This window comes from Nocardioides flavus (ex Wang et al. 2016), assembly GCF_014653115.1.
In the GTDB taxonomy this organism is placed as follows: Bacteria; Actinomycetota; Actinomycetes; order Propionibacteriales; family Nocardioidaceae; genus Nocardioides; species Nocardioides flavus.
On record NZ_BNAD01000004.1, the window covers coordinates 8276 to 21917 of the forward strand.

At 74.9% G+C, this 13642-nt stretch carries 15 protein-coding genes; all 15 read left to right on the forward strand.

Annotated features, from left to right (window positions below; genetic code table 11):
- The first annotated feature begins 6 nt into the window (after positions 1-6).
- The 15 genes from IE200_RS08690 to idi are packed head-to-tail and all read left to right on the forward strand — an operon-like array spanning position 7 to position 13482.
- Complete coding sequence (locus IE200_RS08690; protein ID WP_191279103.1) at positions 7-1068, forward strand: polyprenyl synthetase family protein; 1062 nt, start codon at positions 7-9, stop codon at positions 1066-1068.
- Positions 1065-1949: a phytoene/squalene synthase family protein gene (locus IE200_RS08695; RefSeq protein ID WP_191279104.1), complete on the forward strand. Its 885-nt coding sequence runs from the start codon at positions 1065-1067 to the stop codon at positions 1947-1949. Before IE200_RS08690 ends, IE200_RS08695 begins: the two co-directional genes overlap by 4 nt.
- Positions 1946-3565, forward strand: coding sequence for a phytoene desaturase family protein (gene crtI, locus IE200_RS08700; RefSeq protein ID WP_191279105.1), 1620 nt, complete (start codon positions 1946-1948; stop codon positions 3563-3565). The genes IE200_RS08695 and crtI overlap by 4 nt, the downstream gene beginning before the upstream one ends.
- A complete protein-coding gene (locus tag IE200_RS08705) occupies positions 3562-3915 on the forward strand; it encodes a lycopene cyclase domain-containing protein (protein ID WP_191279106.1) in 354 nt (117 codons plus the stop codon). Before crtI ends, IE200_RS08705 begins: the two co-directional genes overlap by 4 nt.
- Positions 3912-4253, forward strand: coding sequence for a lycopene cyclase domain-containing protein (locus IE200_RS08710; protein ID WP_191279107.1), 342 nt, complete (start codon positions 3912-3914; stop codon positions 4251-4253). The genes IE200_RS08705 and IE200_RS08710 overlap by 4 nt, the downstream gene beginning before the upstream one ends.
- Positions 4250-5665, forward strand: a complete 1416-nt coding sequence (locus IE200_RS08715) for a cytochrome P450 (protein WP_191279108.1) — start codon at positions 4250-4252, stop codon at positions 5663-5665. Before IE200_RS08710 ends, IE200_RS08715 begins: the two co-directional genes overlap by 4 nt.
- Entirely contained in the window at positions 5662-6840 is a 1179-nt protein-coding gene (locus IE200_RS08720; protein WP_191279109.1) for a glycosyltransferase family 2 protein, read from the forward strand. The genes IE200_RS08715 and IE200_RS08720 overlap by 4 nt, the downstream gene beginning before the upstream one ends.
- Entirely contained in the window at positions 6840-7340 is a 501-nt protein-coding gene (locus IE200_RS08725; protein WP_191279110.1) for a glycosyl-4,4'-diaponeurosporenoate acyltransferase CrtO family protein, read from the forward strand. Before IE200_RS08720 ends, IE200_RS08725 begins: the two co-directional genes overlap by 1 nt.
- Positions 7337-8194 (forward strand): phosphatase PAP2 family protein, encoded by an 858-nt coding sequence (locus IE200_RS08730; protein ID WP_191279111.1) that lies wholly within the window; start codon positions 7337-7339, stop codon positions 8192-8194. The genes IE200_RS08725 and IE200_RS08730 overlap by 4 nt, the downstream gene beginning before the upstream one ends.
- Positions 8191-9015 carry a UbiA family prenyltransferase gene (locus IE200_RS08735; RefSeq protein WP_191279112.1) on the forward strand — a complete coding sequence of 275 codons (825 nt, stop codon included), beginning with the start codon at positions 8191-8193 and terminating at the stop codon, positions 9013-9015. Before IE200_RS08730 ends, IE200_RS08735 begins: the two co-directional genes overlap by 4 nt.
- Positions 9012-10253, forward strand: coding sequence for a geranylgeranyl reductase family protein (locus IE200_RS08740; protein ID WP_191279113.1), 1242 nt, complete (start codon positions 9012-9014; stop codon positions 10251-10253). Before IE200_RS08735 ends, IE200_RS08740 begins: the two co-directional genes overlap by 4 nt.
- Positions 10250-11305 (forward strand): type III polyketide synthase, encoded by a 1056-nt coding sequence (locus tag IE200_RS08745; RefSeq protein ID WP_191279114.1) that lies wholly within the window; start codon positions 10250-10252, stop codon positions 11303-11305. The genes IE200_RS08740 and IE200_RS08745 overlap by 4 nt, the downstream gene beginning before the upstream one ends.
- Positions 11302-11841, forward strand: coding sequence for an isoprenylcysteine carboxyl methyltransferase family protein (locus tag IE200_RS08750; RefSeq protein ID WP_191279115.1), 540 nt, complete (start codon positions 11302-11304; stop codon positions 11839-11841). The genes IE200_RS08745 and IE200_RS08750 overlap by 4 nt, the downstream gene beginning before the upstream one ends.
- The gene (locus IE200_RS08755; RefSeq protein WP_229856318.1) at positions 11834-12886 is read left to right on the forward strand and encodes an NAD(P)/FAD-dependent oxidoreductase; all 1053 of its coding nucleotides are present in this window, start codon (positions 11834-11836) and stop codon (positions 12884-12886) included. Before IE200_RS08750 ends, IE200_RS08755 begins: the two co-directional genes overlap by 8 nt.
- Positions 12883-13482 carry an isopentenyl-diphosphate Delta-isomerase gene (gene idi / locus IE200_RS08760; RefSeq protein ID WP_191279116.1) on the forward strand — a complete coding sequence of 200 codons (600 nt, stop codon included), beginning with the start codon at positions 12883-12885 and terminating at the stop codon, positions 13480-13482. Before IE200_RS08755 ends, idi begins: the two co-directional genes overlap by 4 nt.
- Positions 13483-13642: the final 160 nt, after the last annotated feature.

The window sequence follows — 13642 nt, forward strand, 5'->3', positions numbered from 1 at the left end:
TACCAGATGGTCGACACGGACGACGGCACAGGGGCGGACACGAATGCGGCCCTCAGCCGCATCCTCGAGGACGGGCGCAGGCGGGCGGGGACGGTCGACGCCCACCACGCCCTGATGTGGGAGGCGCTGTGCGCCGCCACGGAGGGCGGCAAGCGGTTCCGCCCCGCGCTGGTGGTCGCCACGCACGCCGCCCTGGGCGGTGACAGCCACGGCCCGGCCGCGGAGGTGGGCGCCGCCGTCGAGCTCCTGCACACCGCGTTCGTCATCCACGACGACGTGATCGACGACGACCACGTACGGCGCGGACGCCCCAACGTCAGCGGCACCTTCCGCGCCCTGGCGCGCATCGACGGTGCCCGCGCCGACGCCAGCGCCGGCTACGGGCTCACCGCGGCGATCCTCGCCGGCGACCTGGCCCTGGCCGCCGCCGTCCGCGCGGTCGCCCTCTGCGGTGCACCGGCGCCGGCCGTGGCGCGCCTGCTCGACCTGTTCGACGTCGCACTGCACCGGACCGCGTCCGGCGAGCTGGCCGACGTACGGCTCTCGCTCGACCTCACCCACGCCTCCCTCGTGCAGAGCCTGGAGATGGAGGCGCAGAAGACCAGCGCCTACTCGTTCTCCCTCCCGCTGCAGGCCGGCGCGGTGCTCGCCGGCGCCGACGAGCACACCATCGCCCGGCTCGGCGACGCCGGCCGTGCGATGGGCATCGCCTTCCAGCTCGCCGACGACCTGATCGGGGTGTTCGGCGACCCCGCCCGCTCTGGCAAGAGCACGACCTGCGACCTGCGCACCCGCAAGCAGACCCCGCTCCTGGTGCACGCCCGCACCACCCCCGAGTGGGAGCAGGTCCGCACCTTCCTCGGTCGCGAGCTCGACGCCACCGAGCTCGCCGAGGTGCGCGAGCTGCTCACCGCGTCGGGGTCGCGCCGCTTCGTCGAGGACCTCGCCGAGCGACACCTCGAGCAGGCACGCTCCGTGCTCGACGGGCTCGGCATCCCGGCCGACCTCGTCGACGGGCTGGGCGTACGCCCGCGGGTGCTCGCCGACGGCAACGGGGTCGCGGCATGACGCTCTTCGTGGGCCGGGGCGCCCCTCGCAGCCTCTACGACTCGGTGTCCGAGGCCAGCTCGGCCGTCGTGATCCGGGAGTACTCCAGCTCCTTCGGGCTCGCCTCGCGGCTGCTCGCCGAGCCGGTACGCACCCAGGTCCGCAACATCTACGCCCTCGTCCGGGTGGCCGACGAGATCGTCGACAACCCCGACCCCGCGCTCGACCGCTCCGCCCGTGCCACGATGCTCGACTGGCTCGAGGGCGACGTGGCCCACGCCCTGCGCACCGGCTACAGCGGCAACCTGGTCGTGCACGCCTTCGCCCGGACCGCCATCGCGGTCGGGATCGAGACCGACATCGTCACGCCCTTCTTCGACTCGATGCGCACCGACCTCGACACCCGCACCCACACCCAGGAGAGCCTCGACCGCTACGTCTACGGCTCGGCCGAGGTCGTCGGCCTGATGTGCCTGCGCGCCTTCCTCGCCGCCCCCGACGCCGGCCCCGACCGCCAGGGACAGTACGAGCGGCTCACCCCGGGCGCGCGCAGCCTCGGCGCCGCCTTCCAGAAGCTCAACTTCCTGCGCGACCTCTCCGACGACCACGACCTGCTGCGCCGCGACTACTTCCCCGGCCTGACCGTCGAGGCCTTCTGCGACGCCGACCGCGACCGGATCCTCGACGACATCGACGCCGACCTCCGCGCGGCCGCGGCCGTCGTGCCCGACCTCCCGCCCAGCAGCCGCCGGGCCGTCCGGGCCGCGCACGCCACCTTCGCCGAGCTGGCCAGCCGGCTGCGTGCCGCGCCCGCCAGCGAGATCCGTCGCACGCGCGTCCGCGTGCCCGCGCCGGTCAAGCTGCGGCTCGCCGCGAGCGCGCTGCGGGAGGCACGCTCATGACGCTGCGACTCCCTGAGCGACTGAGCCGCATCGGCTCCGCGCCGCGCCACACCGGCGACGGCAGCCCGCGCAACGTGGTCGTCGTCGGCGGCGGCATCGCCGGGCTCGCCACGGCGGCCCTGCTCGCCTCACGTGGCCACTCCGTGGACCTGCTCGAGAAGAACGACGACCTCGGCGGGCGCGTCGGCAGCGTCGAACGCGACGGCTTCCGCTTCGACACCGGCGCGTCGTGGTACCTCATGCCCGAGGTCTTCGAGCACTTCTTCGAGCTCCTCGGCACCACCGCCGAGGCCGAGCTCGACCTCGTGCAGCTCGACCCGAGCTACCGGGTGTTCTTCGAGGGCCACCCCGACCCGGTCGACGTACGTCCCGACGTGGCGCACAACCGCGCGCTGTTCGAGTCCCTCGAGCCCGGTGCCGGGGAGCGCTTCGACGCCTACATGGCCAGCGCCGCCGAGACCTACGACGTCGCCCTCCAGCGCTTCCTCTACACCAACTTCGACTCCGCCTCGGCGTTCCTCCACCCGGCCGTCGTCCGCCGCACACCGACGCTCGGCCGGCTGCTGACGCGTTCGCTGGAGTCGCACGTCGCCGCCCGGTTCACCGACCCGCGGATCCGCCAGATCCTCGGCTACCCCGCGGTCTTCCTCGCCTCCTCGCCCGACCGGGCGCCGAGCATGTACCACCTGATGAGCCACCTCGACCTCGGCGACAAGGTGCTCTACCCACAGGGTGGGTTCACCACCCTGATCGCGGCGATCGCCGACGTGGCCCGCCGACATGGCGCACGCCTGCACACCGGCACCGAGGTGCGCCGGATCCTCACCTCCGAGCGCGAGGGCCGCGCGGTCGTCACCGGCGTCGAGCACGACACCCCCGAGGGGCCGCGCACCCTGGACGCCGACGTCGTCGTCGGCGCCGGCGACCTCCACCACCTCGAGACCACGATGCTGCCGCGCGAGCTGCAGACCCACCCCGAGCCAGCCTGGAAGGACCGCTCCCCCGGCACCGGCGTGGTGCTGGCGATGCTCGGCGTCGAGGGCGAGCTGCCGCAGCTGCCGCACCACTCGCTGTTCTTCACCTCCGACTGGAAGGCCAACTTCGGCTCGATCTTCGGCGACGACGCCCGGATCCCCGACCCGGCGTCGGTCTACGTCTGCAAGCCGTCGGAGACCGACCCCTCGGTCGCGCCCGCCGGCCACGAGAACCTCTTCGTCCTCGTGCCGGTGCCGGCCGACGTGAGCATCGGCGCCGGTGGCGACGACGGCCGGGGCGCCGAGCAGGTCGAGCGGGCTGCGGACGCCGCGATCGACCAGGTCGCCGCATGGGCCGGCATCCCCGACCTGCGCGAGCGGATCCGGGTGCGCCACACCGTCGGACCGCAGGACTTCGCCGCGCGCTACCACGCGTGGCGCGGCGGAGCTCTGGGCCTCGAGCACACCCTGCGCCAGAGCGCCTTCTTCCGTCCCGGCAACACCTCGTCCAAGGTCGACGGCCTCTACTACGCCGGCGCGACCACCGTGCCGGGCGTGGGGCTGCCGATGTGCCTGATCAGCGCCGAGCTCGTGCTCAAGCGGATCAGCGGCGACCGCTCGGTCCTCCCGGTGGGCGGATGACGCTCCAGAGCTGGGCCTACGTCGCCATGCTGGCCTTCTGCCTGGCGGGCACGTTGCCGCTGGTGCCGGCGTTCCGGTTGCAGGTCCTGCGACAGCCGCGGCGGCTGCTGCTCACCATCGCGCTGGCCGGCACCCCCTTCCTCCTGTGGGACCTGTGGGCGACGCACGTCGGACACTGGTGGTTCGACGAGGACCAGACGCTGCCGTGGCGCGTCGCCGGGCTGCCCCTGGAGGAGATCGGCTTCTTCGTGGTCATCCCGGTCGTCTCGGTGCTGACCCTCGAGGGCGTACGGGCGGCACGCCGCGGGGTGCGACCGGGTGCACCGCGACGGCGCGAGGAGGCCCGATGACGTACACCGCGCTCGCCGTTCTCTGCGTCGTCCTCGCCCTCGTGCTCGACCGCTGGATCGCCCGCACGCGGGTGACCGCGACCCGCGACTGGTGGCTCGCCTACGCGATCATCGTGTTCTTCCAGCTCCTCACCAACGGTTGGCTCACCGGACGCGGCATCGTGCGCTACTCCGGCGACGCGATCCTCGGCAGCGGTGAGATCCGCTTCCTCGGCGACGGTCGGCTCGTCTTCGCCCCGGTCGAGGACCTGATGTTCGGCTTCGGGCTGGTGCTGTGCAGCTGCGTGGCCTGGACGTGGCTGGGTCGCCGCAGGGCGCCGGACGAGGCGGGAGCATGAGCGTCGCGACCCGCCTGCAGGCCATGCAGCCGACGGACGTCGGCGTGCCCGGCCCCACGCCGCGGGACATGGCGCGCGCGTTCCGGTCGGTCCGTGCCGACCCGCTCACCTTCCTCGGCCGGGTCGCCGAACACTATGGCGACACCGTCTCCTTCCCGGTGCCCGGTGCGCCCGCACTGCTGCTCAACGACCCCGCCGACGTACGGCACGTGCTCCAGACCTCGGCGCGCAGCTGGGGCAAGGACACCGTGCAGTACGCCGCGCTGGCGAGGGTCACGGGTCCCGGCCTGCTGGCCTCCGCGGAGCCGAGCTGGATCGAGCACCGCCGGCTCGCGGCGCCGGCCTTCCACCACCAACGCCTCGAGGCCGTGGGCGAGGAGGTGCGGGCCGCGGCCCGTACGGCGATCGACGCTCGGCTCGGCCCCCACCGCGACCGCGACCGCCCGACCGTGGGCGGCGAGGTCGTCGACGTCGCGTCCCTGACGCACACCATCGGCCTCGACGCCGTCGGTCGCGCGCTCTTCAGCACCGATCTCTCCGACCACGCCCAGGACCTGCTCCGGGCGACGAGCGAGTCCGCGGACCTGGTGGTGCGGCTCGGCCGCTCGATCCTCCCTCGCGCTGAGTGGACGCCCACGCGCACCAACCTCCGGCTGCGCGCCGCGCGCCGACGCCTCGACACGGGTGCGGCCGCGATCATCGCCGAGCGTCGCGCCCGCAACGCCCGCTCGGCGACGGGCACTGCGCACGGGGACGACCTGCTCGGCCTCCTGCTCGACAGCGGGCTGCGCGACGACGAGGTCCGCGACGAGCTCGTCACCATGGTCATCGCCGGCCACGAGACCGTCGCCGCGGCGCTGGCCTGGACCCTGATGCTGCTGGCCGAGCACCCCGACGCGCAGGAGCGGGTGCGCGCCGAGCTCGACGCCCACGCCGGTCCCGTCCCGCTCGTCGGCAACCGCGACCGACTCCCTTGGACGCGCGCGGTCGTCGACGAGGCCCTGCGGCTCTACCCGCCGGCCTGGGCGATCTCGCGGCGCTCGCACCGCGACGACGTCGTGGGCGGGCGCACGGTGCCTGCCGGCACCCTGGCGATCATCAGCCCGTGGCTGGTCCACCGCCGCCCCGACCTCTGGCCCGAGCCCGAGTCGTTCCGGCCCGAGCGCTTCCTCGACACCGGCGCCCGCACCGGCTACCTGCCCTTCGGCCAGGGGCCGCGGCTGTGCATCGGGAGGGAGTTCGCGCTGGGCGAGATGGTGCTCGTCCTGGCCGAGCTGCTGCGCGACCACCGCATCGACCTGCCGGCCGGCTGGGCTCGTCCCGTCGCCCAGGCCAAGGTCGCGGTGCACCCCCGCGGCGGGATGCCCCTCGTCGTGCGACGGCTGTCCACGCAGTCCCTGGGCCCGCGATGAACGGTCTCGCGGTCGACCTCGTCCTCGCGCTGCTGCTGCTCCTCGCGGCCGTGTGCGCGCAGCGGCTGGTCGCCGACCTCCGGACGCTCCCTCGCGCCGGCTCCGGTCCCGGTGCACGCCCGCGCACCGTGTCGGTCGTCGTTCCCGCCCGCGACGAGGCCGAGACCCTGCCGCACCTGCTGGCCGCCGTCCGTGACCAGGACCCGGCCCCGCTCGAGGTCGTCGTGGTCGACGACGCGTCACGCGACGCGACGGCGGAGGTCGCCCGTACGGGCGGCGCCGAGGTGGTGCCCGCCGGGAGCCCGCCGCCGGGCTGGACCGGCAAGGCCTGGGCCTGCCGCACCGGCGTCGACGCGACGACGGGCGACCTGCTGCTCTTCCTCGACGCCGACACCGTCCTCGCCGCGGACGCTCTGGCCGGCCTGCTCGACGTGCACGCCCGGCACGGAGGGCTGGTCTCGGTGCAGCCGCACCACGCCGTCGTGCGCCCCTACGAGCAGCTCTCGGCCTACTTCAACGTCGTCGCCGTGATGGCCAGCGGCGCCTTCACCCGCGCGGCCGGCACTGCCCGGCAGCGCCACGTCCCGATGGCGTTCGGGCCCTGCCTGCTGACCTCGCGCGCCGACTACGAGGCGGTCGGCGGCCACGCGGCCGTACGCGCCGAGATCCTCGACGACGCGGCGCTCGCCGCGGCCTACGACCGCGCGGGCCTTCCCGTCCGGTGCGCGATCGGCGGCGACGCGGTGCGGATGCGCAGCTATCCCGGCGGGCTGCGGCAGCTCGTCGCCGGCTGGACCAAGAACATCGCCTCGGGGGCGTCGTCCGCGGCCCCCGCCGCCACCGCGGCGACGGTCGGGTGGATCAGCGCCCACCACGCCGTCGCCGTCGGCGCCCTCGGCTCGCTCGTCGCGGCGACCACCGGCAGCGGCTCCGGCCTCGTGGCTGGGAGCGCCCTGCTGTGGGCGGTGGCCTACGTCGCCACAGCCCTCCACCTGCGCTGGGTGCTGCGCCGCACCGGGTCCTTCCGGTGGTGGGCGTGGGCGCTGTTCCCCGTCCCGCTCCTGGCCTTCGACCTGGTCTTCGCCCGCTCGCTCGCCCTCACTGTCGTGCGAGGCTCGGTGTCGTGGCGCGGTCGCGACGTCCCGCTCGCCGAGGCGCCGGAAGGGGTGGGCTGATGCTCAGTCTCGCGATGCCGCAGACCGTGACGATCGTGGTCGACGTCCTCGCGTGGGGTGTCGTCCACGCCTCCACGGGGTACGCCGCGCACCGGTTGCGCGACGAGCGCCTGGCCCGCGACGGCTGGGGCCTCCGCGCCCGCCGCTTCGAGACCGGCGGCCACTGGTACCGCCGCCGCCTGCGGATCCACCGGTGGAAGGACCGGGTGCCCGAGGCGGGGGCGCTGTTCGACGGAGGCATCAGCAAGCGGGAGCTGCCGGCCCTCGACGCCGACGGGCTGCAGGTCTTCGTGCGGGAGACCCGCCGCGCGGAGCTGGCGCACTGGTGGGCGCTGTGGTGCAGCCCGCTCTTCGTCCTCTGGAACCCGCCGCTGGCATCGGCCCTGCTGGTCGCCTACGGCGTGCTGGTCAACCTCCCCTTCATCGCGATCCAGCGCTACAACCGCTTCCGCACCCAGGCGGTGCTCGAGCGGCTGTCCCGTCGACGGAGCACCGCGTGAGCAGTGCAACGACGGCCACCGATCGGGCTGCCGAGCCCGTCGTCACCGACGACGCGTCGGGGCAGTCCCGGCACGGTCCCGTCGCGCAGCTGCTCATCGCCTGGTCGCCGCTGAGCACCATCCTCGTCGCCTACTGGATCGCGCAGTGGATCACCGCGCCGCTCGGGACCGGGGACGGTGCTGGGACCAACCGCCTGGGCGCGCCGCTGCACGTGCTGGGGCCGGCGCGCGGCGACGAGGCGCTCGCCGGGACCGTGCCCACCGTCTGGCTGCAGGCCCGCCTCGTCGACGGGTCGCCCGACTGGTACGACGCGGTCGCCGCGCTGGTCTACGTCACCCACTTCGTGACGATCCCGCTCATCACCGCCGTGGTCTGGTTCCGGGTGCGCGACCGGTTCGGCGAGTGGCTCGCCGCCGTGCTGACCATGTCACTGGTCGGGATCGCGGGCTACCTGGCCTACCCGGCCGCGCCCCCGTGGCTCGCCGCCGAGCGCGGCGACATCGGCGCCGTCGACCGGATCTCCCACCTCGGGTGGGAGGCGCTGGGGCTCGCCCCGGTCGGCCGGCTCGTCGAGCTGGGCCAGGGCGGGAGCAACCCGGTCGCGGCGATGCCGTCCCTCCACGCCGGCGCCGCGCTCCTGGCGGCCGCCTTCCTCTTGCCGTCGGTGTCGCGGGTCTCGCGCGTGCTCCTCGCGGCGTACGCCCTCGCGATGGCCCTCACCCTCGTCTACACCGGCGAGCACTACGTCGTCGACGTGCTCGCCGGCTGGCTCGTCGCCACCGTCGGCGTGACTGCGGCGCGGCTGGTCCGCCGCGGTCCGCGGCGTCCTACGGACCGCGAGGTCGCGCGATGACCGGCCCTGCGACCGTCGGCACACCGGCCACGGGGGTCGCCCGCACCCTCGTCGCGGCGTCCCACGCGGGGCCCGCCCTCGCTGTCACCGTCCTGACCGGCCTGCTCGCCGCGGCCCAGGGCCTGGCGCCGGCCACGGCCGTCCTCGTGGTGGCGGCGGTGCTCACCGGCCAGCTGACCGTGGGGTGGAGCAACGACCTCCTGGACCGCTCGCGCGACCGAGCCGCGGGGCGCACCGACAAGCCCCTGGCGGCCGACGGGTCTCCCGTCACCGTCGTACGCGTCGCCTGCGGCGTGGCGGTCGTGGCGTGCGCCGTGCTGTCCCTGGCCCTCGGCGTTGCGGCGGGCCTCGTCCACCTGGCGACCGTCGCCTCGGCGTGGGCCTACAACCTCGGGCTCAAGGCCACGGCCTGGTCGTGGGTGCCCTACGCACTGTCCTTCGGCGGCCTCACCGCCGTGGTGACGCTGGCCGACGGACAGGCCCCGCCCTGGTGGTGGCCCGTCGGCGCCGCGCTCCTGGGCGTCGGGGCCCACCTGCTCAACGTGCTGCCCGACCTCGCCGACGACGCCGCCACGGGCGTCCGCGGCCTGCCGCACCGGCTGGGTCCGCGGCGCATCGCCCCGGTCGCGGCGGCCGTGCTGGTCGTGGCGTCCGCGGTCGTCCTCCTCGGCGCCGCTCCCCCGCTCGCCCTCAGCCTCGCGGCCGGTGCGGCGGTGCTCGTGCTCGCCGCTGTCGTCGTCGCGGGCTCGGGGCGGGCGCCCTTCGTCGCCGCGGTCGGCATCGCGCTGGTCGACGCCGTGCTGCTGGTGGTGGCCCGATGAGCGCGGCGCTCGAGCACTGGGACCTGGTCGTCGTGGGCGCCGGCCCGGCCGGCTCCGCGACCGCCCTCGGGGCTCTCGCGGAGGACCCGGGCCTGCGGGTGCTGCTGCTCGACCGCAGCGAGTTCCCTCGGGACAAGTCCTGCGGCGACGGCATCGCCCCGCACGTGCTGGACGCCCTCGCGCCGGTCGGTGCCGCCGACGTCGTCGACGGGTGGGCGCCGCTGCGCGACCTCGAGCTCTCGCACGGCGACGTCACCGTCAGCGGTCCGATGCGACGCGAGGTGCACGTCGTCCCCCGCGCGGTCCTCGACGCCCGTCTGGTCCAGCGTGCGGTCGCCGCCGGGGCGGTCCTGCGGACCCACCGCGTGACGTCCCTCGCCAACCTCCACGCACCCCGGGTCCCCGGCCTGCCCGTCGTGTCGGGGTCGGTGTCGGCCTCCGTGCTGGTCGGGGCGGACGGCGCCCACTCACTGGTGCGCACGGCGCTGCTGGGACCGCGCCGCCAGACGCGCGCCATCGCGATCCGCGGCTACGCCCCCACCACGCCGGAGCTCGCCGGTCGTCAGGTCATCCGCTACGGCACCCGCCGCCAGCCCTCGTACGCCTGGGCCTTCGACCGCGGCGACGGGCTGGCCAACGTCGGCTACGGCGAGCTGCTGCCCGGCGAGCGCGACGGGACGGGCACGCCGAGCCGCCGGCTGCTCCTCAAGCAGCTCGAGGAGCTCGTGCCCGGCGCCGCCAGCACCGGCGGCGACTGGCGCGGCCACCACCTCCCCCTCAGCTCGTGGCGCTGGGACCAGCCCGACGGACCGGTCCTGCTGGTCGGCGACGCCGCCGGCCTGGTCAACCCGATGACCGGTGAGGGCATCTACTACGCCGTCGCCACGGGCATCTCGGCCGGCCGCGCGGCCGCCCGTGCCGTGGCCGCAGGTCGCCCGGGGGACGCGGGTGCCCGGCACCGCCGCGCGGTGCGTGCCCTGCTCGGCACACACCTGCGGCACACATGGGCGGCCTCCCGCCTCGCGCAGTCACCGCGCATCGTCGACGCCGGCATCCGCGCAGCCGGCCGCGACCGCCACGCCTTCGACACACTGGTCGAGCTCGGCCTCGGCGACGGCCGCATCGACGCCCGGCTGGCCGGCGGCCTGCTCCGCAGCATGGCTCGACCCAGACCGACCCCACCAACCGAACCGTCCCGCGAACCGCTCCCCGACCCCGACCAGAGGTGGCTGACATGAGGATCCTCTCCGCACGAGGCGCACTGCCCGCGCACTCCCACCCGCAGGCCGAGATCACCGAGGCGTTCGCGGAGTTCATCTCCGAGCGCAGCCTCGACCGGTCGCTGCTGCGCCGCTTCCACGCCAACGCGGGCGTCGAACGGCGCCACACGGTGCTGCCGCTCGACGAGTACGCCGGCCTCGGCGACTTCGGTCACGCCAACGACCTGTTCATCGAGCACGCGGTCGAGCTCGGGTCCCGCGCCCTCGTCGACGCCCTCAAGGCCGCCGACCTGACCCCCTCCGACGTCGACCTCGTCGTCACCGCGACGGTGACCGGCCTGGCCGTGCCGTCCCTCGACGCCCGCATCGCCGCCCAGGTCGGCCTGCGCGAGGACGTACGCCGCATGCCGCTCGTCGGGCTGGGGTGCGTGGCCGGGGCGGCCGGCATCGCCCGCGTCCACGACTACCTCCTCGGCCACCCCGGCCACACCGCGGTCCTGGTCGCGGTCGAGCTGTGCTCGCTCACCGTGCAGCGCGACGACGCCTCCGTGCCCAACCTCGTCGCGAGCGGACTGTTCGGCGACGGCGCCTCGGCCGTCGTCGCCGTCGGGTCGTCCGGACGCCCCGGACCCGTCGAGGTCCTCGACTCGCGCAGCCGGCTCTATCCCGACAGCGAGCGCACGATGGGCTTCGACGTCACCGGCAACGGCCTGCGCATCGTGCTCGACGCCGAGGTCCCGACACTCGTGGGCCGCTTCGTGCGCGGGGACGTCGACGCCTTCCTTGCCGACCACGGTCTCACCCGCGACGACATCGGCTGGTGGGTCTGCCACCCCGGGGGACCGAAGGTGATCGAGGCGCTCGAGGACGCGCTGGAGGTGCCGCGGGAGGCCGTGCAGCTCACGTGGGACTCGCTGGCCCGCGTCGGCAACCTGTCGTCGGTGTCGGTGCTCCACGTCCTCGAGGACACGCTGCGCGAGCGCCCGCCCGCACCCGGCAGCCACGGCGTGCTGATGGCGATGGGGCCGGGCTTCTGCTCCGAGCTCGTGCTGCTGCGGGCGGCGTCGTGACCGGGCTGGTGGCCTTCACGGTCCTCGTCGCGCTGGTCGGCCTCGAGCGGGTCGCCGAGCTCGTCGTGTCCACCCGCAACGCGCGGTGGAGCATGGAGCGCGGCGGCGTCGAGCACGGGCTGGGCCACTTCCCGTTCATGGTCGTGTTGCACACCGCGTTGCTCGTCGGCGCGCTCGCCGAGGCCTGGATCCGACAGCCGCAGGTGCCGTCGGTGCTCGCGTGGTCGATGCTGGCGGTCGTCGTGGCCTCGCAGGCGCTGCGCTGGTGGTGCATCGCTACCCTCGGGCGACGCTGGAACACCCGGGTGATCGTGGTGCCCGGCCTGCCGCCCGTCCGCTCCGGCCCCTACCGCTTCCTGCGCCACCCCAACTACGTCGCAGTGGTCGTCGAGGGCATCGCCCTGCCCCTCGTGCACGCCGCCTGGATCACCGCCGTCGTCTTCACCGTCCTCAACGCCGCGCTGCTCACCGTGCGCATCCGGGTCGAGGACGCGGCGCTCGCCACCCTGCCCGACACGGAGACGGCCCGTGCCTGACGTCGTGCATGACGTGGTGGTGGCCGGCGGCGGCCCGGTCGGCCTCGCCGCCGCGCTCCACGCCCACCGCGCCGGCCTGTCGGTGGTGGTGCGCGAGCCCCGCACCGGCCCGATCGACAAGGCGTGCGGCGAGGGCCTCATGCCCGGTGCCCTCGCCGAGCTCGCCGCCCTCGGGGTGCACCCGCGCGGGCACGACCTCGCCGGGATCCGCTACCTCGACGGCTCGGGCGCGGGGCGCGCCGCGACGGCCCGCTTCACCCGCGGACCGGGCCGAGGCGTACGCCGCACCGTGCTGCACGACGCGCTCGCCGAGCAGGTCACCGCTGCCGGCATCCCCCTCGACCCGCGGCCGGTGACCGCCGTCGTCGACCGCGGCGACCACCTGCTCGTCGACGGCGAGCCCACTCGGCACCTCCTCGGCGCGGACGGGCTGCACTCCCCCGTACGACACCTCGTGGGCCTGGACGCCCCCGCGGCCGGCCGGCGCCGCTTCGGCCTGCGCTGCCACGTGCAGCAGGCGCCCTGGACGCCCTACGTCGAGGTGCACTGGTCGCCGCGTGCCGAGGCCTACGTGACCCCGGTCGACGACGACCTCGTCGGCGTCGCGGTGCTCGCGGAAGCGGGCTCGCGCTTCGAGGACCTGCTCGACGACTTCCCGGTGCTGCAGGAGCGGCTCACCGGGGACCGCACACGGGTCCGGGGTGCGGGGCCGCTGCGCCAGCGCTCGCGCTCGCGCTCGGCCGGGCGGGTGCTGCTGGTCGGCGACGCCGGAGGCTACGTCGACGCCCTCACCGGCGAGGGGCTCGCGCTCGGGCTGGCGCAGGCGCGCGTGGCCGTGGAGTGCCTGGCCGCCGGCCGGCCCGAGCGCTACGACCGCCTCGCACGCCGACTCGGCCTGCGCCACGAGCTGCTCACCCACGCGCTGCTGCGCGCCACCGCCCACGCACCCGTGCGCCGCCGGCTCGTCCCCGCGGCGGCCCGCCTGCCGTGGCTGTTCGACACCGCCGTCAACCAGCTCGCCCGACCCGTGGGGAGGCCCGCATGACCGACACCCGACCGATCGAGACCGGCACAGCCGAGCTCGTCGTCCTGCTCGACGAGGAGGGCCGGGCCACCGGAACCGCCGACAAGGCCGGTGTGCACCACGGTGACACCCCGCTCCACCTGGCATTCTCCTGCTACCTCTTCGACGACCGCGGCAACGTCCTCGTCACGCAGCGCGCGCTCCACAAGCGCACCTTCCCGGGTGTGTGGACCAACAGCTGCTGCGGACACCCCGCGCCGGGCGAGTCGCTCGAGGACGCCGTGCGCCGTCGGGTCACCCAGGAGCTCGGCACCACCGTGGGTGACCTGCGCCTGGTGCTGCCGCGCTTCCGCTACCGCGCCGAGCAGGACGGTGTCGTCGAGAACGAGATGTGCCCGGTCTTCGTCGGAACGGCGCACGGGGACGTACGCCGCGACCCCGATGAGGTGGAGGCGGCTCGGTGGGAGCCGTGGGCGGCGTTCCGCGAGGACGTGCTCGCAGGGCGCCGGACCGTCTCGGTGTGGTGCCGCGAGCAGGTCGCCCAGCTGCCGGCCGACCCGACGGCCGCCGCAGCTGCGGACGCGGCCGACCTCCCGCCGGCGGCGCGGTCGGCCTGACAGTGGCTTGACGACGACAGAGCCGCGCTGGCGACAGCGCGGCTCTGGATGATCTCGGTGGGCGATACTGGGTTCGAATCTTACTTCAGCACATGCGGCGATACTGGACACAGGTGGACAGAACGGCCCTGACCTGCGAAGACACCGTCCAGCATCGCTC

Coding starts and splice junctions, on each gene's coding strand:
- idi (WP_191279116.1), top strand. CDS start 12,883: ATGACCGACACCCGACCGATCGAGACCGGCACAGCCGAGCTCGTCGTC.
- IE200_RS08735 (WP_191279112.1), top strand. CDS start 8,191: ATGACCGGCCCTGCGACCGTCGGCACACCGGCCACGGGGGTCGCCCGC.
- IE200_RS08710 (WP_191279107.1), top strand. CDS start 3,912: ATGACGTACACCGCGCTCGCCGTTCTCTGCGTCGTCCTCGCCCTCGTG.
- IE200_RS08705 (WP_191279106.1), top strand. CDS start 3,562: ATGACGCTCCAGAGCTGGGCCTACGTCGCCATGCTGGCCTTCTGCCTG.
- crtI (WP_191279105.1), top strand. CDS start 1,946: ATGACGCTGCGACTCCCTGAGCGACTGAGCCGCATCGGCTCCGCGCCG.
- IE200_RS08740 (WP_191279113.1), top strand. CDS start 9,012: ATGAGCGCGGCGCTCGAGCACTGGGACCTGGTCGTCGTGGGCGCCGGC.
- IE200_RS08720 (WP_191279109.1), top strand. CDS start 5,662: ATGAACGGTCTCGCGGTCGACCTCGTCCTCGCGCTGCTGCTGCTCCTC.
- IE200_RS08725 (WP_191279110.1), top strand. CDS start 6,840: ATGCTCAGTCTCGCGATGCCGCAGACCGTGACGATCGTGGTCGACGTC.
- IE200_RS08715 (WP_191279108.1), top strand. CDS start 4,250: ATGAGCGTCGCGACCCGCCTGCAGGCCATGCAGCCGACGGACGTCGGC.
- IE200_RS08690 (WP_191279103.1), top strand. CDS start 7: ATGGTCGACACGGACGACGGCACAGGGGCGGACACGAATGCGGCCCTC.
- IE200_RS08695 (WP_191279104.1), top strand. CDS start 1,065: ATGACGCTCTTCGTGGGCCGGGGCGCCCCTCGCAGCCTCTACGACTCG.
- IE200_RS08745 (WP_191279114.1), top strand. CDS start 10,250: ATGAGGATCCTCTCCGCACGAGGCGCACTGCCCGCGCACTCCCACCCG.